This window comes from Nocardioides panzhihuensis, from assembly GCF_013408335.1.
In the GTDB taxonomy this organism is placed as follows: domain Bacteria; phylum Actinomycetota; class Actinomycetes; order Propionibacteriales; family Nocardioidaceae; genus Nocardioides; species Nocardioides panzhihuensis.
This window is the reverse complement of record NZ_JACBZR010000001.1, coordinates 1888621-1911848: the sequence shown is the minus strand read 5'-3', so window position 1 is coordinate 1911848 and position 23228 is coordinate 1888621. Positions and strand designations below refer to the sequence as shown.

Annotated in this window: 23 protein-coding genes, 1 tRNA gene and 1 riboswitch; of the genes, 9 read left to right on the top strand and 15 right to left on the bottom strand. The window is 69.3% G+C overall.

Annotated elements, in window-relative coordinates:
• Positions 1-79: 79 nt before the first annotated feature.
• Positions 80-240: riboswitch (FMN riboswitch) on the bottom strand.
• 50 nt (positions 241-290) lie between these two features.
• The 5 genes from rpe to BJ988_RS30935 all read right to left on the bottom strand — a co-directional run bounded on the left by rpe (position 291) and on the right by BJ988_RS30935 (position 4247).
• Positions 291-959 (bottom strand): ribulose-phosphate 3-epimerase, encoded by a 669-nt coding sequence (gene rpe / locus BJ988_RS09005; RefSeq protein ID WP_179657682.1) that lies wholly within the window; start codon positions 957-959, stop codon positions 291-293.
• Between the two features lie 27 nt (positions 960-986).
• Positions 987-1628: an HAD family hydrolase gene (locus tag BJ988_RS09000; RefSeq protein WP_246321444.1), complete on the bottom strand. Its 642-nt coding sequence runs from the start codon at positions 1626-1628 to the stop codon at positions 987-989.
• A 48-nt stretch (positions 1629-1676) separates the two neighbouring features.
• On the bottom strand, positions 1677-2828 hold the full coding sequence (locus tag BJ988_RS08995; RefSeq protein WP_179657681.1) for a sterol desaturase family protein: 1152 nt from the start codon (positions 2826-2828) through the stop codon (positions 1677-1679).
• Between the two features lie 97 nt (positions 2829-2925).
• Positions 2926-3762: a formate dehydrogenase accessory sulfurtransferase FdhD gene (gene fdhD / locus BJ988_RS08990; protein WP_179657680.1), complete on the bottom strand. Its 837-nt coding sequence runs from the start codon at positions 3760-3762 to the stop codon at positions 2926-2928.
• The gene (locus BJ988_RS30935) at positions 3750-4247 is read right to left on the bottom strand and encodes a CBS domain-containing protein (protein WP_179657679.1); all 498 of its coding nucleotides are present in this window, start codon (positions 4245-4247) and stop codon (positions 3750-3752) included. Before BJ988_RS30935 ends, fdhD begins: the two co-directional genes overlap by 13 nt.
• A gap of 154 nt (positions 4248-4401) precedes the next feature.
• Here BJ988_RS30935 and BJ988_RS08980 point away from each other — a divergent pair, with 154 nt between their 5' ends.
• Complete coding sequence (locus BJ988_RS08980; protein WP_179657678.1) at positions 4402-5349, top strand: hypothetical protein; 948 nt, start codon at positions 4402-4404, stop codon at positions 5347-5349.
• Positions 5350-5360: 11 nt separating this feature from the next.
• Here the strand turns inward: BJ988_RS08980 and BJ988_RS08975 are convergent, their stop codons facing one another.
• A complete protein-coding gene (locus tag BJ988_RS08975; protein ID WP_179657677.1) occupies positions 5361-5762 on the bottom strand; it encodes a TIGR03668 family PPOX class F420-dependent oxidoreductase in 402 nt (133 codons plus the stop codon).
• A 90-nt stretch (positions 5763-5852) separates the two neighbouring features.
• Between BJ988_RS08975 and BJ988_RS08970 the strand changes: the two genes are divergently transcribed.
• Complete coding sequence (locus BJ988_RS08970) at positions 5853-6584, top strand: hypothetical protein (protein WP_179657676.1); 732 nt, start codon at positions 5853-5855, stop codon at positions 6582-6584.
• Here BJ988_RS08970 and metH read toward each other — a convergent pair.
• Positions 6566-10276, bottom strand: coding sequence for a methionine synthase (gene metH / locus BJ988_RS08965; protein ID WP_425490825.1), 3711 nt, complete (start codon positions 10274-10276; stop codon positions 6566-6568). The two genes, BJ988_RS08970 and metH, sit on opposite strands and share 19 nt — an antisense overlap.
• A 188-nt stretch (positions 10277-10464) precedes the next feature.
• Here metH and BJ988_RS08960 point away from each other — a divergent pair, with 188 nt between their 5' ends.
• Positions 10465-11313, top strand: a complete 849-nt coding sequence (locus BJ988_RS08960; RefSeq protein WP_179657674.1) for a PAC2 family protein — start codon at positions 10465-10467, stop codon at positions 11311-11313.
• A 117-nt stretch (positions 11314-11430) separates the two neighbouring features.
• On the opposite strand, the gene mshC is transcribed toward BJ988_RS08960, so the two are convergent.
• From mshC to BJ988_RS08940, 4 genes are read right to left on the bottom strand one after another with little or no spacing between them, the layout of a single operon-like run.
• Positions 11431-12663: a cysteine--1-D-myo-inosityl 2-amino-2-deoxy-alpha-D-glucopyranoside ligase gene (gene mshC / locus BJ988_RS08955; protein ID WP_179657673.1), complete on the bottom strand. Its 1233-nt coding sequence runs from the start codon at positions 12661-12663 to the stop codon at positions 11431-11433.
• A gap of 32 nt (positions 12664-12695) precedes the next feature.
• Complete coding sequence (locus BJ988_RS08950) at positions 12696-13472, bottom strand: SCO1664 family protein (protein WP_343051539.1); 777 nt, start codon at positions 13470-13472, stop codon at positions 12696-12698.
• Between the two features lie 4 nt (positions 13473-13476).
• Positions 13477-14082, bottom strand: a complete 606-nt coding sequence (locus BJ988_RS08945; protein ID WP_179657672.1) for a DUF3090 domain-containing protein — start codon at positions 14080-14082, stop codon at positions 13477-13479.
• A 2-nt stretch (positions 14083-14084) separates the two neighbouring features.
• Positions 14085-14825 carry a histidine phosphatase family protein gene (locus BJ988_RS08940; protein ID WP_218861384.1) on the bottom strand — a complete coding sequence of 247 codons (741 nt, stop codon included), beginning with the start codon at positions 14823-14825 and terminating at the stop codon, positions 14085-14087.
• Between the two features lie 65 nt (positions 14826-14890).
• Here BJ988_RS08940 and corA point away from each other — a divergent pair, with 65 nt between their 5' ends.
• Entirely contained in the window at positions 14891-15871 is a 981-nt protein-coding gene (gene corA / locus BJ988_RS08935) for a magnesium/cobalt transporter CorA (RefSeq protein ID WP_179657670.1), read from the top strand.
• Positions 15872-15931: 60 nt separating this feature from the next.
• Here the strand turns inward: corA and ilvA are convergent, their stop codons facing one another.
• Both ilvA and BJ988_RS08925 read right to left on the bottom strand, forming a co-directional pair.
• Positions 15932-17188 (bottom strand): threonine ammonia-lyase IlvA, encoded by a 1257-nt coding sequence (ilvA, locus tag BJ988_RS08930; RefSeq protein ID WP_179657669.1) that lies wholly within the window; start codon positions 17186-17188, stop codon positions 15932-15934.
• 19 nt (positions 17189-17207) lie between these two features.
• Positions 17208-18032: an undecaprenyl-diphosphate phosphatase gene (locus BJ988_RS08925; RefSeq protein WP_179657668.1), complete on the bottom strand. Its 825-nt coding sequence runs from the start codon at positions 18030-18032 to the stop codon at positions 17208-17210.
• 121 nt (positions 18033-18153) lie between these two features.
• On the opposite strand from BJ988_RS08925, the gene BJ988_RS08920 reads away from it, so the two are divergent.
• From BJ988_RS08920 to BJ988_RS08910, 3 genes are all read left to right on the top strand, one after another.
• On the top strand, positions 18154-19104 hold the full coding sequence (locus tag BJ988_RS08920) for an aldo/keto reductase (RefSeq protein WP_179657667.1): 951 nt from the start codon (positions 18154-18156) through the stop codon (positions 19102-19104).
• A 107-nt stretch (positions 19105-19211) separates the two neighbouring features.
• Entirely contained in the window at positions 19212-19394 is a 183-nt protein-coding gene (locus BJ988_RS08915; protein ID WP_179661391.1) for a DUF5703 family protein, read from the top strand.
• Between the two features lie 45 nt (positions 19395-19439).
• Positions 19440-19997, top strand: a complete 558-nt coding sequence (locus BJ988_RS08910) for a histidine phosphatase family protein (RefSeq protein WP_179657666.1) — start codon at positions 19440-19442, stop codon at positions 19995-19997.
• Between the two features lie 186 nt (positions 19998-20183).
• Here BJ988_RS08910 and BJ988_RS08905 read toward each other — a convergent pair whose 3' ends face one another.
• Positions 20184-21476 (bottom strand): M20/M25/M40 family metallo-hydrolase, encoded by a 1293-nt coding sequence (locus BJ988_RS08905; RefSeq protein WP_179657665.1) that lies wholly within the window; start codon positions 21474-21476, stop codon positions 20184-20186.
• Between the two features lie 103 nt (positions 21477-21579).
• Between BJ988_RS08905 and BJ988_RS08900 the strand changes: the two genes are divergently transcribed.
• Positions 21580-22347: a glycerophosphodiester phosphodiesterase gene (locus BJ988_RS08900; RefSeq protein WP_179657664.1), complete on the top strand. Its 768-nt coding sequence runs from the start codon at positions 21580-21582 to the stop codon at positions 22345-22347.
• A gap of 29 nt (positions 22348-22376) precedes the next feature.
• Here the strand turns inward: BJ988_RS08900 and BJ988_RS08895 are convergent, their stop codons facing one another.
• Positions 22377-22670, bottom strand: coding sequence for a hypothetical protein (locus tag BJ988_RS08895; protein WP_179657663.1), 294 nt, complete (start codon positions 22668-22670; stop codon positions 22377-22379).
• A gap of 196 nt (positions 22671-22866) precedes the next feature.
• On the opposite strand from BJ988_RS08895, the gene BJ988_RS08890 reads away from it, so the two are divergent.
• Positions 22867-22952 (top strand) — tRNA-Leu (locus BJ988_RS08890).
• Positions 22953-23228: the final 276 nt, after the last annotated feature.

Below are 23228 nucleotides of genomic sequence, written 5' to 3'. Positions count from 1 at the left end.
GTCCGTCTCACGGACTCCGGGGTCAGGCCGAGACATCGCGCCGGGCCCTGTGGAATCAGGGTGGTCGCGACGAATCGGGCTGCGTGCGTCTTCCCATCCGGACTTTAACCGTCGGTCCAGGACTGAGAAGTTTCCTTCTGGCACCTGGTCAACCGATGACTGGCTGTCATCGGGTCGCGGACTTCTGAGTCAGACTCAGTCACCGCCGGCTCGGAATTTCACCGACCCCAGAGCACGCGAGCACAAGCTCGTCTCCCACAAGTGTGCCACATGCGTGGCACGACCCCGGATCAGGCGTCGACGGCTGAGACGGCCTTCTCGCGCAGCGAGCTGATCATCGCGTCCGGGTCGGCGGCCGAGTAGACGGCGGAGCCGGCCACGAAGACGTCGGCTCCGGCCTCGGCGCAGCGATCGATCGTCTCCAGCGATACCCCGCCGTCGACCTGCAGCCAGGTCTCGACGCCGGCCTTGTCCATCATCGCCCGGGTCCGGCGGATCTTGGGCAGCACCAGGTCGAGGAACTTCTGCCCGCCGAAGCCCGGCTCGACGGTCATCAGCAGCACCATGTCGAGCTCGGCCAGCATGTCCTCGTAGGGCTCGATCGGGGTCGCCGGCTTGAGCGCCATCGACGCGCGGGCGCCCTTCGCCCGGATCTCCCGAGCCAGCCGAACCGGCGCCTTGGTGGCCTCGACGTGGAACGTCACCGAGCCGCAGCCGGCCTCGACGTAGGCCGGTGCCTCGCGGTCGGCGTTCTCGATCATCAGGTGAGCGTCCAGCGGCACCGAGGTGGATCGCGCCAGCGCCTCGATCATCGTCGGCCCGAAGGTCAGGTTGGGCACGAAGTGGTTGTCCATCACGTCCACATGGATCCAGTCGGCGCTGGGGATCCTGGCCACCTCGGCCCCGAGGGCGGCGAAGTCGGCGTTGAGGATGGACGGAGTGATCTGGATGTGGCCCACGGAAGGCACCCTAGATGACCTCGAGGGTCAGAGGGCAGCTAGGTCGGCGTACGTCATTCCCTCGAGCGTGTCGCGGAAGATCCGGCGCTCGCCGGGCGCGACGGGGACGTGGTTCTCGATGACCAGGACCGTGCAGCCGGCGGCCTCGGCGGAGCGGGCGCCGGTGTTGGAGTCCTCCACCGCGACGGTGTCCTCGGCCGCGACCCCGAGGGCGGCGGCCGCGGTGAGGTAGGGCTCCGGATGGGGCTTGCCGTTGCGCACCATGTCGCCGGTGACGATGACCTTGAAGGTGCCCTCGGGCAGCTGCTCGAGGATGGGACCGACGAAGCGGGCGTACGACATCGTCACCAGCGCGCACGGCACGCCCTGCTCGACCAGGTCGCTGAGCAGCTCGCGCGCCCCGGGCCGCCACGGGACCTCGCGCTCGACGCGCTCGACCACGCCGTCGAGGAGCATCTCGACGATCTCCTCCGGCTCATGGGGAAGGCCCATGCCCACCTTGATCAGCCGCGCCGACTCGACCAGCGCGTTGCCGACCAGCTCCATCGCCTGCGCCTCGGACCAGGTCGCCCCGAAGCGCTCCGCGATCGCATACTCCGTCGCGATCCAGTAGGGCTCGGTGTCGACCAGAGTGCCGTCCATGTCCAGGAGAACAGCCGCAGGCTTCATGGCGAGAATCCTGCCACAGCGGCTTTACCCGGACCCCTTCCGGAGGCGTCAGCGGACATACTCGTCGAAGGTCCGCTGACCACGGAATGGGGCGACGTGCTGGGCGACGATCCCGACCGGGACGGTCTCACGCTTGAGGACCCCGTACTCCTCGGGCCAGCTGCCGTCGCGGGGCAGCTTGAAGGAGCCCATCAGCATGTCGATCACCGGCAGGTGGATGGCGTAGTTGCGGTCCCAGTAGTCGAGGTGCCGGGCGTGGTGCCAGTGGTGGTAGCGGGGCAGGACGATCAGGTACTCGAGCCAGCCGAACCGGATGCCGATGTTGGCGTGGGCGACGACCGCCTGGATGCCGACCAGCACGGCGTACGCGTTGACGACGGAGGTCGAGAAGCCGAGGAAGAGCAGCGGGAGCAGCACGATGCTGCGGGTCAGCACGGTCTCGACGAAGTGCACGCGGGAGCCGGCCAGCCAGTCGAGCTCGGGGCTGGAGTGGTGCACCGCGTGGAAGCGCCACAGCACCATGATCCGGTGATAGCAGCGGTGCAGCACCGCCTGGGCGAGATCGGCGAGGAAGACCGCCAGCGCGAAGGCCAGCACGAACGGCAGACGACCGATCCATTCCTGCACGCCCGGGACCTTCACGGTCGAGACGACCAGCGACGTCGAGGTCGTGACCAGGATCAGGATGAACTGCACCAGGACATGGCTCATGAAGAAGTAGCACGCGTCGGTGCGCCAGCCGGGTCGGAAGACCGGCACCGGCCGACGGGCGAAGGCATGCTCGAGGGGGATGAAGACCAGCGCGGAGAAGAAGAGCGCGAGCACGAACCAGTCGAGACCGAGCGCGAACGGCGTGTCGTTCACCTGGCCGTCGAAGGGGACATCGGTGCCGCCGAGCAGCACCGCGGCGGTCGCCGTGCCGACACCGATGAACGCCATCCGTTTGTGCTGGTCGCGCAGCACCGCGATCGTGCCGGCGAAGAAGGCGGCGGCCAGCCCGACCAGGAGCAGCGTACGCGCGAAGTCCTCGGTGTAGACGGCGCGGAACTCAGGGGTGGTCAGCAGCTCCGGGAAGTGGAAGCAGAGCACCGTGGCCAGGCTGAGGACACCCAGGAAGCAGGAGCTCGCGGGCGCGAGCAGGTGGTGACGCAGCAGGGCGAGGAAGCGCGGCTGCGTTCTGGTGGCATCGGTCTCGGGCATGGCAGCAGTCTGGCCGACCGGACACCGGCTCGGCTTGAGCTCACGTACTCATTTCCGACCAGCCTCACTTCCGACCAGCCTCGTCCCCGCAGAGCGGTCAGCCGACGGGGACCACCTCGATGCGGTCGGTGCCGGCGTAGATGTTCATCGAGGAGCCCCGCAGGAAGCCGACCAGGGTCAGGCCGCTGTCGTCGGCGAGGTCGACGGCGAGCGAGGAGGGAGCCGAGACGGCGGCGAGCAACGGGATGCCGGCCATCACGGCCTTCTGGACGAGCTCGAACGAGGCCCGGCCGCTGACCATCAGCATGCTGTTGCGCAGCGGCACCAGGCCCTCGCGCAGCGCGTGCCCGATGACCTTGTCGACCGCGTTGTGGCGGCCGACGTCCTCGCGTACGCAGAGCATGTTGCCCTCGGCGTCGAAGAGCCCAGCGGCGTGCAGACCGCCGGTGCTGTCGAAGACGCGCTGCGCCTCCCGCAACCGCTCAGGCAGGATCGTCAGGAGCTCGGGGGTGACCCGCAGGCTGTCCTCGGCGACCGACCATGCCGAGGAGGTACGCACCGCCTCGAGGGACGCCTTACCGCACAGCCCGCACGAGGAGGTCGTGTAGAAGCTGCGCTCAAGCGAGGCGTCCGGCGGCGGGACGTGCGCGGCCAGGCCGACATCGACCACGTTGTAGGTGTTGCCGCCGTCGGCGGTCGCGCCGGCGCAGTAGCGGACGCTCACGACGTCCTCGGCGGAGTGCACGACACCCTCGCTGACCAGGAAGCCGATGGCCAGGTCGAAGTCGCCGCCGGGAGTGCGCATCGTGACCGTCAAGGGTCGACCGTTGACCCGGATCTCCATCGGCTCCTCGGCGGCCAGCGTGTCCGGGCGCCGCGAGACGACGCCGTCCCGCACCCGCAGCACGGGCCGCCCAACTGTCACTCGTCCCATGTCAGCTCCTGAGGTGAGGGGTGGGCGTTCCTCGCCCGGACACCAGCATCACAGCAGAACCCTCGGCCGCTGCGCTTGAGGCAGAGGAGGCCGACACAGCGGCCATCGTCGACCACGGCCAGACGGCGGCGGCCGCTCTCGGTCATCCGCACCCAGGTCTCCCACAGGTCGGCGTCCGACGAGGTCGTGCGGCCCTGCAGCGTGCCCAGGGCGCTCGCGGCTGCCTCCTCGCAGGCCTCGGCCTCGTGCGGCTCGATGACCGTCAGCAGCCGTTCACCGTCGACGACGAGCGCCGCGTGCACGTGGTCGTCGCGGAACAGGTCGCGTACGTCGCTGCTGGTCGCCGTCGCCGTCAGCAGCTTCGGCCGACGGACCATGGCGTCGGCCACGGTCGCCTCCCCCGGCGCGTACGCCAATCGCCCGCCGCCGTACTCGACCCCATCCATGGGCCGGGTGGTCGGCTTCCCGATCCGGGTGAGCGGCACGCTGTCCTCGGTTCTCTCTACGGTGCTGGTATCTCAAGTCTGCCCCGGGACCATCCTGACATCACGAAGGTGCCACCAGTTGAGCCGCCGACTCGGCACAGGATCACCGGGCCACGTACGATCTGCCTACCCTACGACTGGTCCCGGAGGTTCAGTGAACGAGATCCAGCTCAGCGACCTGAGTCTGGGACGCCATATCGCCCAGGGCTCACAGGGCCGCATCATCGAGCTGGCCGACCATCCCGGGACGGTCGTGAAGCTCTACCGCACCCGTGAGCTGGGCCTCGTGGACGGCCGTGCTCTGGCGGAGCTGGTGCGCATCCGCGGGCTGGTCGAGAGCGAGGGCCTCCAGGTGGACCACTTCGCCGCCTGGCCGCACACGGTGGTCCTGGACGGGCTGCGTACCGCGGGCTTCCTGATGCAGCACGTGGCCGAGCCGTTCCTGGCCGGGTTCGGTCCGACGACCTCGCTGGCCGAGCTGGGGCTGCTCGTGAACACGGGCGACGTCCAGCAGCCGGGAGTCTATGAGCGGGTGCTGCTGATGCGGGCGCTGGCGGCGGTGATGGATGCGCTGCACCGTCAGGGGCTCGTCCTCGGCGACCTCTCGCCGCGCAACATCGCCTGGTCGGTGTCGCCGGTCCCCCGGGTGATGCTGCTCGACTGCGACGGGATCCGGCCCGCCGGTGAGGACGGCGTCCTGCCGCCTGCCGACACCCGCGGCTGGGAGGACCCCAGCAACGCCGGGCGGCCGCCTACCGCCGACAGCGACCGGTTCAAGCTGGCTCTCACGATCGCCCGCGTCCTGACCGGGAACCGCAACGCCGCCCCCGCCCTCCGGCCGGACCTGGGCTTCGCGGGCGAGGCCGGCATCCTGGTCGGCCCGCTCACCCGGCTGATGGACCAGGCCGCCGGTCCTCCAGGGCTCCGTCCGACCGCCTCGCAGTGGGCCACCGTCCTGGACGTACGCAGCCCCTGGGCCGGCGCCGCAGCGCCGATGCCTCCCCCGATGCGCCCGCCGATGGCTCCCCCGATGGCTCCTCCGATGTCCTCGCGCGGTCCGTCTCCCAGCGGGGAGATCCTGCGGCCCTTCCGGCGACGCTGATCTGAGCGACCTCAGGTCGCCGACCACCCGGACCATCGGGTGACCTCGATGACGATCACCGGTCCGTTCGGTGGGTGCTCCCGGTAGTCGGCGTACTTCGCGACCAGCGGGGCGAGGTCGTAGGTCGGCTGCACCCGCGCAAGACCGTCGGCGCGGGCCCACCACAGCTGCGACCAGTCGTCGTCGTAGACGTCGACCAGCAGCGACACCGCCGGGTTCTCCGCGATGTCCTGCAGCCGCCGCAGGCGGGTGGTCGACTTCGGCTTGTGGTCGACCGCCGTGATGATCGCCTCATCGGCCAGTGCGAACACGATCGGCACGATCCGCGGCGCACCGTCGGCCGAGACCGTGGCCAGGCGCGCCACCCTGGCGTCGGCGAACCGCTCCCGGGCCCACTGCTCCTCGTGTCGCACCGCTCGAGCCTAACCGGGCGCCCGCCTTGACGCAGGCGCCCGGGAGCCGGACGGTTACGGTTTGCCGCATGGCTCTCGACCTACTGTCCCGTGCTGCCCGCTGAGGCCGAGCGGCTGCTCACCGTAGAGCTGGTCGAGTGGCTCGCCGATCTGGTCGACCCGGCGCTGCTGCGCCGCGAATCGCCCAAGGCGCGGCTGCAGGGGCTGCGTAGCGCGGTCGTCCACCGGATCGGGGTCAACGAGGCCTCTGCACTGCTCCACTTCCGCGACGGTCTCGAGCACAACCCGTTGCCCCTGCGCGATCCGGACGGGCTGAGGCTCGTCCTCGTCACCAGCCGCGGCGATGACCTGGCCGTCGACGACGTGGAGTTCGCCGACTGGAGCCGCGACGACGACTGCCAGCGGTGCCGGACGGCGCTGGAGAGCTGGGTGCCGCCGGCCTTCGACCCCGCCGCACGGATCACCTCGGTCGGCGGTCTGCACATCGCCTACGACCATGCCGACCGCGCCGGGATGGAGTCCGAGGAGCTCCTGGCCCGGCTACGGCCCGCAGTCGCCAGGGCCAATGCCACGCTCGGGTCCTGGGACGCGTCGACGGTCGGGGCCTACTGGTATCCCGGCACCGAGACCTGGGCTCACGTCATCCCGCTGGCTCTGGACCCGGAGCGCGATCCGGTGGCGGGCGTGCTCACCCGCCACCCGGACGGCTACCACCTGGTCACGATCCTGACGCGGCGATCGGCCTTCTGGAACGTGGTCAGCGTCGGTCAGGTCCCGCCGGCGTGGACGGACAACCCCGAGGATCAGTCCTCCGGGTCGTAGCCCAGGTTCGGCGAGAGCCAGCGCTCGGCCTCGGCCATCGTCCAGCCCTTGCGCTTGGCGTAGTCGGCGACCTGGTCCTGCCCGATGCGCCCCACGACGAAGTATTGCGACTCGGGGTGGGCGTAGTAGAGGCCGGAGACCGAGGCGCCGGGCCACATCGCCATCGACTCGGTGAGCTCGATGCCGGTCTTCTCCTCGACGTCGAGCAGCGACCAGATGGTCTGCTTCTCGGTGTGGTCGGGGCAGGCCGGGTAGCCCGGGGCGGGGCGGATGCCGGCGTACTTCTCGGCGATCAGGTCCTCGTTGGACAGCGAGCCGTCGGTCTCGTCGGCGGCGTAGCCCCAGAACTCGGTGCGTACGCGCTGGTGGAGCCGCTCCGCGAACGCCTCGGCCAGGCGGTCAGCGAGCGCCTCGACCATGATGGCGGAGTAGTCGTCGAGGTCGTTCTTGAACGCCATGACCCGCTCGGGCAGGCCGATCCCGGCGGTCACCGCGAAGGCGCCGACGTGGTCGGGGCCCGCGCCGACCGGCGCGACGAAGTCGGCCATCGACTTGTTGGAGATGCCGTCGCGGTGCTGGCCCTGCTGGCGCAGCTGGAACAGCGTCGCCCGCTCCTCGGTGCGCGAGGGGTCGGTGTAGACGACCACGTCCTCGCCGGTCGAGTTGGCCGGGAAGAGCCCGTAGACGCCCCGCGCCTCGATCCACTTCTCCTCGATGATCTTGTCGAGCATCGCCTGCGCGTCGTCGAAGAGCTTGCGCGCCTCCTCGCCGGTGGCCGGGTTGTTGAGGATGTCGGGGAAGCGGCCCTTCATCTCCCAGGAGTTGAAGAACGGCTGCCAGTCGATGTAGTCGCGCAGCTCGGCGATCGGATAGTCCAGCAGCGTGTGCACCCCGGGCTGCGCCGGCTCGGGCGGCAGCGACGAGTAGTCGATCTCGGGCTTGTTGGCCTTCGCCTGCACGTGCGTGAGGGAGACCCGCTCGCGTCGCTCGGCGTGGCGAGCGCGCAGCGAGTCGTAGTCGTCCTTGACCTCGGCCATCAGCTTCTCGCGCCGGCCGGCGTCGAGGAGGGCTGCCGCGGTCGGCACCGAGCGGGAGGCGTCCTTGACCCAGACGACCGGGCCGTCGTACGCCTTGTCGATCTTGACCGCGGTGTGGGCCCGCGACGTGGTGGCGCCGCCGATGAGCAGCGGCAGGTCGAGCCCGACCCGCTGCATCTCGGTGGCGAAGCCGACCATCTCGTCCAGCGAGGGCGTGATCAGCCCGGAGAGACCGATGATGTCGGCGTCGTGCTCCTTGGCGGCGTCGAGGATCTTCTGCGCCGGGACCATCACGCCGAGGTCGATCACCTCGTAGTTGTTGCACTGCAGCACCACGCCGACGATGTTCTTGCCGATGTCGTGGACGTCGCCCTTGACCGTGGCCATGACGATGGTGCCCTTCTTGGTCTCGGCGTCACCGGGCTTCTTCTCGGCCTCGATGAACGGGATCAGATAGGCGACCGCCTTCTTCATCACCCGGGCGCTCTTGACGACCTGCGGCAAGAACATCTTGCCGGCGCCGAACAGGTCGCCGACGACGTTCATGCCGTCCATCAGCGGGCCCTCGATGACCTCGATCGGACGGCCACCACGAGCCGAGATCTCGGCGCGGAGCTCCTCGGTGTCGGCCTCGACGTAGGCGTCCAGGCCCTTGACCAGCGCGTGGGTGATCCGCTCGCCGACCGGCAGCTCGCGCCAGACCTCGGCCTTCGCCTCGGCCTCGGGTGTGTCCTTGTTGTACTTGGAGGCGATCTCCAGCAGCCGCTCGGCCGCGTCGGGCCGCCGGTTGAGCACGACGTCCTCGATGCGGTCGCGCAGCTCGGCGTCGACCTCGGAGTAGGGCACCAGTGCGCCGGCGTTGACGATGCCCATGTCCAGGCCCGCCTCGATCGCGTGGTAGAGGAAGACCGCGTGGATCGCCTCGCGCACCGGGTTGTTGCCACGGAAGGAGAAGCTCACGTTCGAGATGCCGCCGGAGACCTTGGCGCCCGGGAGGTTCTGCTTGATCCAGCGGACCGCCTCGATGAAGTCCTGGCCGTACGCCGCGTGCTCCTCGATCCCGGTCGCGACCGCGAACACGTTGGGGTCGAAGATGATGTCCTCGGGGTCGAAGCCGACCTCGTCGACGAGGATCCGGTAGGCGCGCTCGCAGACCGCGATCCGACGCTCGTAGGAGTCGGCCTGGCCGTCCTCGTCGAAGGCCATCACGACCGCTGCGGCGCCGTAGCGCTTGCACAGCTCGGCGTGCTCGACGAAGGACTCGACGCCCTCCTTGAGCGAGATCGAGTTGACGATCGGCTTGCCCTGGACGAGCTTCAGCCCGGCCTCGATGACCTCCCACTTGGAGGAGTCGATCATGATCGGGACCCGGCTGATGTCGGGCTCGGAGGCGATCAGGGTGAGGAAGCGGGTCATCGCCGCGACCCCGTCGATCATGCCCTCGTCCATGTTGACGTCGATGACCTGCGCGCCGTTCTCGACCTGCTGCGCGGCCACCGAGAGGGCGGTGTCGAAGTCACCGGCCTTGATCAGGTTGCGGAACCGCGCCGAGCCGGTGATGTTGGTCCGCTCCCCGACGTTGACGAAGAGGCTCTCCTCCGTCACCGTGAACGGCTCCAGACCGGACAGACGCAGCGCGGGCTTCACCTCGGGGATGCCCCGGGGCGCGACGCTCTCGACCTGCTTGGCGATCTCGGCGATGTGGGCCGGCGTGGTGCCGCAGCAGCCGCCGACGAGGTTCACGAAGCCGGCGGTGGCGAACTCGTGGACGTGGCCGGCCGTGTCGGTCGGGCCCTCGTCGTACTCGCCGAAGGCGTTCGGCAGGCCCGCGTTGGGGTAACACGACACGAACGCGTCCGAGATCCGGGCGAGCTCGGCGATGTAGGGGCGCATCTCCTGCGCGCCGAGCGCGCAGTTGAGGCCGACCAGGAGCGGCTCGGCGTGGCGTACGGAATCCCAGAACGCCTCGGTGACCTGCCCGGACAGCGTGCGTCCGCTGGCGTCGGTGATCGTCCCGGAGATGACGACGGGCCAGCGGCGGCCGTACTCCTCGAAGACCTGCTGGACGCCGAAGATCGCCGCCTTGGCGTTGAGGGTGTCGAAGATGGTCTCGATGAAGATCAGGTCCGAGCCGCCCTCGAGGAGCGCGCGGGTGGCCTCGGCGTAGGCGTCGCGGAGCTGCTCGTAGGTGACGTTGCGGGCGCCGGGGTCGTTCACGTCGGGGCTGATGGAGGCCGTCCGCGACGTGGGGCCCAGCGCGCCGGCGACATAGCGCGGCTTGTCGGGGGTCGAGTAGGCGTCCGCGGCGGAACGGGCCAGCCGGGCCGCCTCGAAGTTGATCTCGTAGGCGAGGTCGACCATGTCGTAGTCGATCAGCGAGACCGCGTTCGCGTTGAACGTGTTGGTCTCGATGATGTCCGCGCCGGCCTCGAGATATTCGCGGTGGATGCCCTCGATGATCGGCGGCTGGGTGAGGTTGAGCAGGTCGTTGTTGCCGATCAGGTCGACGTGCCAGTCCTTGAACCGCTCACCGCGATAGCCCGCCTCGTCGGGACGGTCACGCTGGATGGCCGTGCCCATCGCGCCGTCGAGCACCATGATCCGCTCCTTGAGGGTGGCAGACAGGGTCTCGGTGACATCAGGGCGCAGACTCACTCTTGGTTCCTTCCCGGCGTACATGCTGGTGTGATCGGCTTTGCCTGAAACACGCTACGGCGTAGGTGTGCGGGCAACGCCATCTCATTCCGCATCCTGACACCGCCGGTCCACCAGGTGGGAATTCATGAGGTGTACGCAGGGTGAACGACGCCGTCGTACTGGTGCTCATGGCTAGGGTGGAGAGCGTGATCGAGATCGAAGAGACCCGCGACCTGGTCGATCCTGTGGTGATCGCCGCGTTCGAGGGATGGAACGACGCGGCCGATGCCGCGTCCGGCACGGTTGACCATCTGATGGACGTCTGGCACGCACGGGTGGTGGCCGAGATCGATCCCGAGGACTTCTACGACTACCAGGTCAACCGACCTGTCACCGGCACCGACGAGAACGGCTTCCGTTCGATCACCTGGCCCACCACCCAGGTCGCCGTCTGCTCCCCGCCCGACCTGGACCGCGACATCATCCTCGTGCGCGGCATCGAGCCCAACATGCGCTGGAAGCAGTTCGTCAGCGAGATCCTGGAGTGCGTCGACGAGCTCGGCGGCCAGCTCGTGGTGACCCTCGGCGCGCTTCTGGCCGACGCGCCGCACACCCGCCCGATCCCGGTCTCCGGCACCGCCACCGAGCCCGACCTCGTCGACCGGCTCAAGCTCGACTCGCCGACGTACGAAGGGCCGACCGGCATCGTCGGCGTGGTCCAGGAGGCCTGCGTCCAGTCCGACATCCCGGCGGTCTCCTACTGGGCGGCGGTCCCCCACTACGTCGCCGCTCCGCCGTGCCCCAAGGCCACCCTCGCGATCATCAACAAGCTCGAGGACCTGCTCCAGTGCTCCATCCCCCTCGGTGACCTCCCCGAGGACGCCAAGGCCTGGGAGCGCGGCGTCAACGACCTCGCCGAGGAGGACGAGGACGTCTCCGACTACGTACGCTCCCTGGAGGAGGCTCGCGACACCGTCGACCTCCCCGAGGCGAGCGGTGACGCGATCGCCCGGGAGTTCGAGCGCTACCTCAAGCGTCGCTCCGACGACTCGTAGACGCGTGCAGCGATACCCGGTTAACCGGGTATCGCTGCGCTTCTCAGGCAATGCAACACCTGAGAAGCGCAGCGATTGCCTGAGCGGTGTGACGCATGTGACACCTGGGGCCAGCTGCTAGAGCTTGATGCCCAGCGCCGAGTCGACGAGCTTGGCGACGGTCTCGCCGGCGAGCGAGTCAGAGGTCTCGGCGAGGCCGCCCTCACCGAGGGTGGCGGCGACCCAGGCGTCGACGGCCTGGACCGCACGCGGGGCGTCGAGGTCGTCGGCCAAGGCGCCGAGGACGGTCTCGACGACCGGCGCCGCAGGGGCGCCACGGCCGAGGGCGACGGCCTTGCGCCATTCGGCGACCTGGTCGACGGCGTCGAAGAGCTTGGCGTCGGTCCACTCCCAGTCGTCGCGGTAGTGGTGGCCGAGCAGCACCAGCCGGATCGCCATCGGGTCGATCTCGGAGTTGCGCAGCGCGGAGACGAAGACGAGGTTGCCCCGCGACTTGGACATCTTGTGGCCGTCGTAGGCCACCATCCCGCCGTGGGTGTAGATCTCGGCGAACTCCTTGCCGGCCGTGCGCGAATGCGAGCCGGACATCTCGTGGTGCGGGAAGATCAGGTCGGAGCCGCCGGCCTGGACCGTGAACCCGGCACCGAGGTGCTCCAGGGCGATCGCGGTGCACTCGATGTGCCAGCCGGGTCGACCCGGGCCGTAGGGCGAGGGCCAGGACGGCTCACCCGGACGCTCGCCGCGCCACAGCAGCGGGTCGAGCGGGTCCTTCTTGCCGGCCCGCTCGGGGTCGCCCCCTCGCTCACCGAAGAGCTCGAGCATCTCCGAGCGAGACATCCGCGACTCCTCGCCGAAGGCCTCGTCGACGGCCACCGAGGCGTAGACGTCCTCGTCGACCTTGTAGATCGCACCGGCCTCCTCGAGCTCGCCGATGAGCGAGGTCACCAGCGGGATCGACTCGACGGCTCCGATGTAGTGCTGCGGCGGCACGACCCGCAGCGCCTCCATGTCCTGGCGGAAGAGCTCGGTCTCGCGCTCGGCGAGCGCCTCCCACTCGATCCCGACCTTGTCCGCCCGCTCGAGCAGTGGGTCGTCGACGTCGGTCACGTTCTGGGTGTAGTCGACCTCGTAGCCGGCGTTGAGCCACGCCCGGTGGAGCAGGTCGAAGGCGACATAGGTGTTTGCGTGGCCGATGTGGGTCGCGTCGTAGGGCGTGATGCCACACACGTACAGCGAACGGCGTCCCTGACCTTCAGTCGGGACGACCGCGTCCCGCTGATGGTCATAGAGCTGCACCTCGGGCCCTCTGGCGGACAGTTCTGGGACTTCGGGTGCAGACCAAGCGCGCATGAGTGCAGCCTACTTGGCGCGCACCACGTGTCTCAGAAGGGCGGCCACGGGATGACATGGCGGTCGTACTCCGGCCGCGGGAAGACCCCCTCGGCGAGCAGCGTCTCGCACCGTAGAGCGAGCGCCTCGAGGTCCCCACCCGAGAGGTACGCCGCCAGCTCCCGTCCGAGCGCACCGGAGAGCCCCGCGTGGACCGTCCGGATCCCGGCGAGCTCCTCGTCGGAGAAGCCCAGCCCGTGCCATCCCCACAGGATGGTGCGCAGCTTCGGCTCCTCGTGGAAGGTCAGTCCGTGATCGCAGCCGAAGCGGTGTCCGTCGGCGACCGGCAGGACGTGTCCGCCCTTGCGGTCGGCATTGTTGGTGATCGCGTCGAAGACCGCCATCCGCCGCAGGGCGGGCGTGTCCTCATGAGCCAGCGACACGACCTGGTCGAGCGCATCGTAGCCGTCGAAGACGTGCCGGAACCCGTCCGGGATCTCCCCGGCCGGGACGATCCTCACCGGCTCCACGCTCTCGTCCGCCGAGATCCAGCGCTGCACCATCCCGACACCGTGCGGTCCTTCGCCGAGCCAGGTCTCGGGCACGACCGACCAGTCCATCGCCTCGGAGACGAGGTAGGAGGCGACCTCGCGGTGGGCGAGGTGGCCATCGGGGAAGTCCCACAGGGGCCGCTCCCCCGCGATCGGCTTGTAGACCACCTCGGTCTGCCCGATGGTGGCCAGGAACGTCGCGTTCGAGGCAGTCGTCAAACGTCCGACGAGCTCCATCGCCCCGTCGGCCGCCCCGGTGGACTCGATGACCGGCTCCACCGAATCAGACCGGGTCGCGCCGCTTGAACCCGTTCGCCCGGACGCACAGATGTCCTTCGGGGTCGATCGGGGTGCCGCAGAACGGACAGTTCGGACGTCCGGCGCCCAATACCGCCTCGGCGCGCTTGACGAACGCCCGGGCGTTGCCCGGGTCGATCCGCACCAGCAGCACCTCGTCGGGCTCCGACGCCTCCAGCTCGATGGCCGCCACGGCGTCCTCGTCGACCAGGTGGCCGGCCTCGTCGACCTCGGCGATGATCTCGGTCTCGCTGATCGGGAAGACCTCGAGGACCACCTTGTCCTCGTCGGGGTCCCAAGCCAGCGTCATCGTGCCCGCCCGGAACTCCTCCTCGATCGGCTGCTCCAGCGGCCGGTTGTCGTCGAGCTCGAAGGGAGCGATCGCGGGCACCACGGCGGGGGCCGACTTCATCACCTCGTCGAGGAGCTCGTCGAGCCGCTCGGCGAGCACCGTGACCTGCTGCTTCTCCAGGGCGACCGAGACCACCCGGGTCCCTTCACGTGCCTGGAGGAAGAACGTACGCGCCCCGGGCACCCCGACGGTGCCGACGACGAATCGTTCGGGCGGATCGAAGGCGTGCATCACAGGCATGGTCAAACCTTATCCAGACCTTCCGCGGGACCCGAGCCACCGCCCACGACGGCGTCGTTCCGTCGCCGCGACGGCTTGCGCCCCTTCTTCGCGGGCGCCCTCTTGGAAGAGCCCTGTGGCGCCAGCCAGGAGAGATCACCGGCGTGGGTGTTCGTGGCCAGGACCGAGGGGCGTCCCTCGCCGTAGCGGACCACGGAGATGGAGGCCGGGTCGACGTGCAGGCGCTGGAACAGATCCAGGTGCATGCCGAGCGCGTCGGCCAGGATCGCCTTGATCAGGTCGCCGTGGCTCACGCACAGCCAGACCGCCGAGTCTCCGTGCGCTGCCGTGACGGCGGCGTCGTGGCGGCGTACGGCCTCGACTCCGCGGGCCTGCATCGCCTGCATCGACTCTCCGCCGGGGAACGTGACCGCGGACGGCTGGGCCTGCACCGTCTTCCACAGCTTGCGGCGCGCCAGCGTGCTCAGCTTCTCTCCCTGCCACTCGCCGTAGTCGCATTCGGACACGCCGTCCTCGACGACGACGGCGGGCTGCTCGGGGCGGCCCTCCAGGATCACCGAGAGGGTCTGCTGGCAGCGCTCCATCGGGCTGGTGACCGCCAGCGCGAGCGGGACCGGCGCGATCCGCTCAGCGGCCCTGCTCGCCTGCTCCACTCCGCGCTCGTCCAGCTTCACCCCAGGAAGCCGGCCGGCCAGGGTGCCGGATGCGTTCGCCGTCGTACGGCCGTGTCTCACCAGGATCATCGTCGCCACGATTGGCGACCCTATCCATCCAGGTGAAGGCGCATGGCATGCCCTAACCTGAAACCGTGATCGTCGACAGCGCTCTCTACCGCGCCGGTGTGCGCGAGCAGACCGACTGTTCGCCCCACGACTACGCGGCGCTGCGCCGCGGGGTGAAGGGCGAGGGCGACTTCGTCTGGCTCGGTCTCTACCAGCCCAGCCAGTACGAGCTCGAGGAGGTCGCCGAGGCCTTCGGCCTGCATCCGCTCGCCGTCGAGGACGCGCTGACCGCCCACCAGCGTCCCAAGCTGGAGCGCTATGACGGCGCGATGTTCCTCGTCGTCAAGACGCTGTGGTACGTCGATGCCGACGACGCCGTCGAGACCGGTGAGGTCGCCTTCTTCATCGGCCCCGACTACGTGATCACGGTCCGCCACGGTCGCGGCTCCCGGCTCGCGCCGGCTCGCGAGCTGCTGGAGACCAGCGACGAGCACCTGCTCACCGAGGGCTCCTACTCGGCGGTCCATGCGGTCGTCGACTACATCGTCGACGGCTACGTGGACGTGGCGAACGACCTCACCAAGGACGTCGACGAGGTCGAGACCTCGGTCTTCTCCGACGAGCGCACCCACGACTCGGCCCGGATCTACCGGCTCCGCCGCGAGCTGGCAGAGGTACGCCGCGCGGTGATGCCGCTGCGCGAGCCGGTGCGCCGCTTCGCCAACGGGGAGGGCGGGATCGACCCCGACCTGCGCCCCTACTTCCGCGACATCCTCGATCACCTCTCCTCCATCGTGGAGTCGATCGAGAACCTCGAGACGTTGCTGTCCTCCGCCTTCGAGGCCCACCTGGCGCAGCTCTCGCTCCAGCAGAACGACGACATGCGCAAGATCTCCGCGGGCGCGGCGATGATCGTGGTGCCGACCCTCATCGCCGGGATCTACGGGATGAACTTCACCCACATGCCCGAGCTCGACTGGAGGTTCGGCTACCCGTTCGCGCTGCTGCTGATGGGTGGCGTGATCACCGGGATGTGGATCTTCTTCCGCAGGTCCGGCTGGTTCTAGCCGCCACGCTGGTCTCGACACGCCTCCGCCTAGCGGCTCCGGCGGCTCGACCAGCGGAGCTCAGTGCAGGAACGTGAACAGCGGTGAGTCCGGCGCGATCCGCTCGATGAGCAGGTCGCTGTCCCCCATCCGCTCGAGCAGGCCCTCGAGCCCGTCGGCGGAGTCGAGGTCGATCCCGATCAGCGCCGGGCCGAGCTCGCGGTTGGACTTCTTCACGTACTCGAAGACGACGATGTCCTCACCGTCGGCGAGAACGTCGTCGAGGAAGCCCCGCAGCGCCCCGGGCGCCTGCGGGAACGAGACCAGGAAGTAGTGGCGCAGCCCCTGGTGGATCAGCGCCCGCTCGAGCACGTCGGCGTAGCGGGAGACGTCGTTGTTGCCGCCGGAGAGAACGGCCCCGACGCGAGTGGCGCCACGAAGGTCGACCTGCCCCAGCGCAGCGACCGCGAGCGCGCCGGCGGGCTCGGCGATGATCCCCTCGGTCTGGTAGAGCTCGAGCATCTCCACGCAGACCGCGCCGACCGGGACGGAGACGAGCTCGTCGACGTACGCCTTGACGATCGGGTACGTCACCTTCCCCGCGGTCGCGACCGCGGCGCCGTCCACGAACGTGTCGAGCGCCTCGAGCCGCACCGGGCCGCCGGCCTCGATCGCGGCAGCCATCGAGGCGGCGCCCGCGGGCTCGACCCCGATGATCCGGGTCTGCGGCCACACCTCGCGCACCCAGGTCGCCACCCCGGAGGCGAGCCCACCGCCGCCGACCGGCAGCAGCAGCACGTCCAGCGGCTCGCTGATCTGGGAGGTCAGCTCGTAGCCGACGGTGCCCTGCCCGGCGATCGTGCGCGGGTCGTCGAAGGCCGAGACGTACGTCGCCCCGAGCCCACGGCCCAGCTCGTAGGCGTAGGCGGAGGCCTCGTCGTAGGTCGAGCCGTGCAGCGTCAGGGTCACGTGCTCACCACCGAGGGCGGTGATCCGGTCGCGCTTCTGCTTGGGCGTGTTGGTCGGCACCACGATGTGACCGGGCACGCCGAGGCGGGCGCACGAGATCGCCACACCCTGGGCGTGGTTGCCGGCGCTGGCGCAGACGACGCCGCGCTCGAGCTCGTCGGGCAATAGCGAGCTCATCAGGTTGTAGGCGCCCCGGACCTTGTAGGAGCGGCCCAGCTGCAGGTCCTCGCGCTTGAGCAGGACCTCGGCGGCGTACCTCTCCGAGAGTCTGACGGAGCGTTCGACCGCCGTGCGCGTGGCGATCGTGCGCGCGGCGGCTTCCTCGATCGCAGCGGGTGTTACGACGGACTTCGCACCGGACTCAGACACATCCGTGAGTTTGGCACGATCACCACTCGGTGAGCACACCCACGCCGAGGAGCACCAAGACGGTGAGACCGAGGACGACCCGGTAGATCACGAACGGGGTGTAGGTGTGGTGCGAGAGGTACTTGAGCAGCCAGGCGATCACCGCGTAGCCGAGCACGAACGAGACGATGGTGGCGACGATCGTCGGGCCCCAGCCGTAGAGGTTGGCGCCGTTGGCGATCTCGCCCATCTCGAACAGGCCGGCTCCGAAGACCGCCGGCAGCGCGAGCAGGAACGCGTAACGGGTCACCGTGGCCCGCTCGTAGCCGAGCGCGCGGCCCATCGAGATCGTCGCCCCCGACCTGGAGACGCCCGGGATCAGCGCGCAGGCCTGGGCGAAGCCCATCAGGACCGCGTCACGCCAGGACAGGTCGTCGAACTGTTTGCGGTTCGCGCCGAGCCGGTCGGCCACACCGAGGACGATGCCCATGACCACGAGCATGGTGCCGACGACGTACAGGCTGCGCAGGTCGTGCTCGATGACGTCCTTCATCACGACGCCGATCGCCGCGATCGGGATCGAGCCGACGATGATGAACCAGCCCATCCGGGCGTCGGTGTGGCTGCGCAGCTCGGCGTTGAAGAGGCTGCGGAACCAGGTCACGATGATGTCGCGGATGTTGCGCCACATGTAGAGCACCACGGCGAGCTCTGTGCCGATCTGGATCACGGCGGTGAACGCCGCGCCGGGGTCACCCCAACCGAGCAGTTCGGGGAAGATGCGCAGGTGCGCACTGGAAGAGATGGGCAGGAACTCGGTGAGTGCCTGAAGAATGCCCAGTGCGATCGCCTGCAAGTAATCCACGGGCGCAAACTCTAAGGGGCACGTACGCACCACCCGACCGCTGCCTCCCCGCCGGAGTGTCCGCCGTCACTGCCAGCGTGTCCGCCCGAGCCCTCGTGGAGGGCACGGATAGATTGTCCCCATGCAGAGCCGACTCCTCGGAGCCACTGGGCTGCGAGTCTCGTCTCTCGCCCTGGGCACCATGACCTGGGGCAGCGTGACCGATGAGCACGAGGCCCGTGAGCAGCTGGCCGGCTTCGCCGAGGCCGGCGGCACCCTCCTCGACACCGCCGCGGGCTACGGCGACGGCGCGTCCGAGGCGCTGCTCGGCTCGCTCCTCGGCGAAGGCATCGTGGCCCGCGACGACGTCGTCCTGGCGACCAAGGGCGGCATCACCTGGCGCGGCGGCGACCGCGGTGTCGACACCTCGCGCGGCGGGCTGCTCACCGGTCTCGACGCCTCGCTGAAGCGGCTCGGCGTGGACCACGTCGACCTGTGGCAGGTGCACGTCTGGTCCCCCGAGGTGCCCCTCGAGGAGACGCTCTCGGCGCTCGACATGGCACTGAACAGCGGCCGGGCGGCGTACGTCGGGGTCTCCAACTACAGCGGATGGCAGACCGCCCAGGCGGCGACCTGGCAGCGGGCCGTGCCGGGGCGAGCGACCCTGGCCTCGACGCAGGTGGAGTACTCGCTGCTGGCCCGCGACGCGGAGTACGAGGTGCTGCCGGCCGCCGAGGCGATGGGGCTGGGGCTGCTGGCCTGGTCCCCGCTGGCAGGTGGCGTGCTGACCGGGAAGTACCGCACCGGCACACCCACGCACTCCCGCGGCGCCGACCCGCACTTCTCGGCCCGGGTGGATGCCTACGACGACGAGCGCTCCCGCGGGATCGTCACCGCCGTCGCCAAGGCCGCCGAGGGTCTGGAGTGGACGCCCCTGCAGGTGTCGCTGGCCTGGGTGCGCGACCGGCCGGGTGTCACCGCACCGATCCTCGGGGCGCGTACGGCCGCCCAGCTCAAGGAGGCGCTGCAGGTCACCGACCTCACCCTGCCTCCCGAGATCGCGCTCGCTCTCGACGACGTCTCCGCCGTCTGAAACCTCTCCCGCGGGAACATCGGATCCGGCACACTGGTTCTCCTGAGTAGTCCATCAGAAGGAGTGCTGCCTTGGCTCGAGCCGAACGCCGCCCGCCCCGCCCAGGAGTGGTGTGGGAGTACGACAAGGTGATCTTCTCGCGGGAGTTCTCCCGCAACATCGTGACGAAGCTTCTCGTCGAACGCGCCGAGCACGGTGGCTGGGAGCTCGACCGGGTGCGGATCACGGCCGACGGCACCCGACGGGTGACGCTGCGCCGCAAGATCATCCGGCAGCGGCTCACGGTCTGAGCGCGTCTTCGCGACCCTCGCCGTTCGAGAGATTAGGGTCCAAGCGTGATCCATCTCGTACGTCACGGTGAAGCCGCCGGTGAGGACCAGGCCGATCCGGGCCTCTCCGATCACGGCCGCCGCCAGGTCGAGGCCGTCGCCAACCGGCTGGCCTTCCGGCCGATCCGCCAGGTCCTGCACGGCCCGAGCCGGCGTACGTCCGAGACCGCCTGCATCCTCACCGAGAACCTCGGCGCGGGCGCGACGCCCTCTGACCTCCTCGTCGACCGTACCCCGGTGCCATCGGCGGAGCGGCGCGGCGACTACCCGACCCACCGCTGGGAGTGGTTCGAGGACGTGCCCGCCACCGAGCGCGACCTCGACGGTGCCGAGCTCACCGAGGCCTGGCACCGGCTCTGGTTCGAGCACCATGACGAGGAGATCGTGCTGGTCACCCACGCGTTCGTGATCGCCTGGTTCGTACGCCAGGTCCTCAACGCCCCACCCGCGACGTGGATGCGGATCGGTCCGATCGGCAACGCGACCCTGACCAGCATCGGCCCCAACCTAGCCGGCGAGCCGGTAGTAGAGACGTTCAACGCCGAAGTAGTCCTCCCCCCCTAACCCCACCGAGAAGTCAGAATCTGACGCCGAGGCGTCAGTTTCTGACGGCGAGGCGTCGGTTTCTGACAGCGAGGCGTCGGTTTCTGACAGCGAGGCGTCGGTTTCTGGAGACGCCCTGCCAGAAATCGACTCCTCGGCGTCAGCAACTGACCTCTCGGCGTCAGAAATCGACTTCTCGGTGGCGGGTTAGACGTCGTCCAGGAAGCGGTCCATCACCCGCGCGCCGAACTGGAGCGCGTCGACCGGCACCCGCTCGTCGACGCCGTGGAAGAGAGCGGTGAAGTCGAGCTCCTCGGGCAGCCGCAAGGGCGCGAAGCCGTACGTCCTCATCCCGAGCCGCTTGAAGTGCTTGGCGTCGGTGCCGGCCGACATCAGGTAGGGCGCGACCAGGGCGTCGGGGTCCTCGGCGATGAGCGAGCGCTCCATGGCGGCGACGATGGCGCCGTCGTAGGGCGTCTCCCACGGCATCTGGTTCTGCTCGAACTCGATGTCGATCCCCTCGCCGCACAGCTTGCTCAGGGTCTCGAAGAAGTCGTCCTCGAAGCCGGGCAGGAAGCGGCCGTCGACGTGGGCGGTGGCCTCGGTGGGGATGACGTTGACCTTGTAGCCGGCGCTGGTCATGGTCGGGTTGGTGACGTTGCGCAGCGTGGCGCCGATCATCCGCGCGGCGGGGCCGAACTCCTCGACGAGCCGCTCGGCGTTCTCCGGGGTGGGCTCCTCCCCCGCGATCTCACCGACCGCAGCGAGCAGCGTCTGCATCGTCGGGGTCAGCTGCACCGGCCACTCGTGGGCGCCGATGCGGGCGATCGCGCCGGACAGCCTGGTGATCGGGTTGTCCCGGTTGATCATCGAGCCGTGCCCGGCGGTGCCGCGCGCGGTCAGCTTCATCCAGGCCATGCCCTTCTCGGCGGCCTCGATCAGATAGAGGCGACGCCCCCTCACGGTCGTCGAGAAGCCGCCGACCTCGCCGACCGCCTCGGTGCAGTGGGCGAGCAGGTCGGGGTGGTCCTCGACGAGCACGTGGGCGCCCTTCATCCCGCCGGCCTCCTCGTCGGCGGTGAAGGCGAGCGTGATCGGGCGCTCGGGGATCCTGCCCGTCCGCTGGCGGTCCCGGACGACCGCGAGCAGCATCGCGTCGAAGTCCTTCATGTCGACCGCGCCCCGCCCCCAGACGTACCCACCCTCGATCTCGCCGGAGAACGGGTCGACCTGCCAGTCCTCGGCAGCGGCGGGAACGACGTCGAGGTGACCGTGAAGCAGCAGCCCGTCACCGGACGAGCCGCCCCACTGCGCGACGACCGAGGCCCGCCCGTGCTCGGACTCGTAGATCTCGGAGGAGATCCCGACCTCGTCGAGCTGTGCCGCGACGTACTCGGCCGCCTTCCGCTCCCCCGGCCCCGGGTCGTTGCCGTAGTTGCTCGTGTCGATGCGGATCAGGTCACGGCAGAGGTCGACGACCTCGGTCTCGGCGCTGGTCATGCAGCCACCGTATCGACCTGCCGCGACAACCCGCCCCCTGAAGTCCACCTGAGCGCAACCTGAGGATTTAGATGCGGTCGAACGGGTGGGTTTCCATGGACGCATGCAGACGCGGGCCCTCCTCTCCGCTCACCGCGCCGCGGCGCGGCAGTCGGGGCACCGCGACAACTCCTGGGAGTCGCTGCTCGAGGCGGTCCGGATGGAGGTCGACTACGTCGAGTTCGACGTGCACCGCACCCGCGACGGCGAGCTCGTCCTCCACCACGACAGCCACGTCCGCGACCGCATCGGCCGCAAGGTCAAGATCAAGGAGAGGACGTACGCAGCGCTCTCGCGGCTCGCGCCGTTCCGTCTGGTGCGCTACCGGGAGGCCCTCGAGCTGCTCGCCGCTCACGGCAAGTACGCCCACATCGACCTCAAGTTCGCCTCCCCGGCCAACCACCTCGGGCTCCCGCACGAGGTCGACGCCGCCGAGATCGCGCTCGAGGTGATGAACGAGAGCTTCATCGTGACCACGATGGTCGACGAGTCCGTACGCGTGCTGCGCGACTGGGCCGACCTCCGCTCCCCCTCGACCCTCGTCGGCCTCTCCCTCGGCGGCGTCGACTTCCGCCACCACCCCTTCAAGCTGCTCGGGCTGAAGCTGTCGGAGTTCTTCCCCGAAGGCCGCATCCGCCGCTGCCGCTCCAACCTGGTCGTCGTCGAGCATCGCCTCGCCGACGTCTGGCTGCTGCGCTGGGCCCATCGCCGCGACATCAAGGTCCTCGTCTGGACCGTCGACGACCCCGGCCGCCTGCGCCGTTTCGTCTACGACAAGCGCGTCTGGATGGTCACCAGCAACCACCCGGCTCGGGCGCTCTTGCCGGCCTGATCCTGAGCTGGTCGACCACAGGCTCAGCGCTACCAGCGGTCGCGGCGCCGACGCGTCTCCTCGTCGAGCCGACGAGCCGCTTGGACCTCAGCCGTGCTCGGACTCGGTCCACCCGCATCACCGAGCGAGTCCAGACCTCCAGCCCGCGCTCGTTCCTCCTCAGCCTTGGTCCGCCCGACCGCGTCGACGTCGTCATAAGGCACCCCGTCGCCGTCTCGATCCGTCGCATGGTCACCGTGACCACTGCGCACCGCGAGCACTGCGACGGCCCCGAGTGCCACGACGATTGCGAGGAACCCGATCATCACCATCAGAGAGAGCACAGACCCACCTCCACAAGTTTCGAGGGCTCGTCTCCCTCGCCGTATCCAGCGTGCCCCACGCCTCCACCTGGGTCTACCTCATAGCGGACGCTCCCGCGCTCACGGATGGGTCATCTCGCTCTGATGCAGCGCCCTGCGCGGAGAACTACCCCGATTCGGCACCAACGCCCCCTCCTGATAATGTTCTTCCTGTTGCGCGCGGGTGGCGGAATAGGCAGACGCGCTAGCTTGAGGTGCTAGTCCACGTACTAGTGGGTGGGGGTTCAAGTCCCCCCTCGCGCACGCAGAGAATTGTGGCCCTGACCTGAGGAAACTCAGGCGGGGCCACTCTTCATTTCAGCCTGTCCGGGCACCGTTCGGGCACATCGGCTGGCACGGATCCGCTGTTGAACTGTCCCAACCAGCGTATCCGAACCATCACGAACGCTGTGACCGCCGGAGGAGTCGGTCGGGCAGAACTCCGCCCGCGGCCAGTTGGACCCACCTTCACGCCAAGCCCGACCCCCGGGATCCTCCGATCCACGCCATCCGGTGCCCAAAGTCGAGGCAAGCCCCTGC

Bases quoted from the DNA above. Each gene is read 5' to 3' on its own strand.
- mshC (WP_179657673.1), bottom strand. From the start codon at position 12,663: ATGCGCGCTTGGTCTGCACCCGAAGTCCCAGAACTGTCCGCCAGAGGG.
- BJ988_RS08900 (WP_179657664.1), top strand. From the start codon at position 21,580: ATGCAGACGCGGGCCCTCCTCTCCGCTCACCGCGCCGCGGCGCGGCAG.
- fdhD (WP_179657680.1), bottom strand. From the start codon at position 3,762: ATGGGACGAGTGACAGTTGGGCGGCCCGTGCTGCGGGTGCGGGACGGC.
- BJ988_RS08945 (WP_179657672.1), bottom strand. From the start codon at position 14,082: ATGCCTGTGATGCACGCCTTCGATCCGCCCGAACGATTCGTCGTCGGC.
- BJ988_RS08920 (WP_179657667.1), top strand. From the start codon at position 18,154: ATGCAGAGCCGACTCCTCGGAGCCACTGGGCTGCGAGTCTCGTCTCTC.
- BJ988_RS08940 (WP_218861384.1), bottom strand. From the start codon at position 14,825: ATGATCCTGGTGAGACACGGCCGTACGACGGCGAACGCATCCGGCACC.
- BJ988_RS08995 (WP_179657681.1), bottom strand. From the start codon at position 2,828: ATGCCCGAGACCGATGCCACCAGAACGCAGCCGCGCTTCCTCGCCCTG.
- BJ988_RS09000 (WP_246321444.1), bottom strand. From the start codon at position 1,628: ATGAAGCCTGCGGCTGTTCTCCTGGACATGGACGGCACTCTGGTCGAC.
- BJ988_RS08905 (WP_179657665.1), bottom strand. From the start codon at position 21,476: ATGACCAGCGCCGAGACCGAGGTCGTCGACCTCTGCCGTGACCTGATC.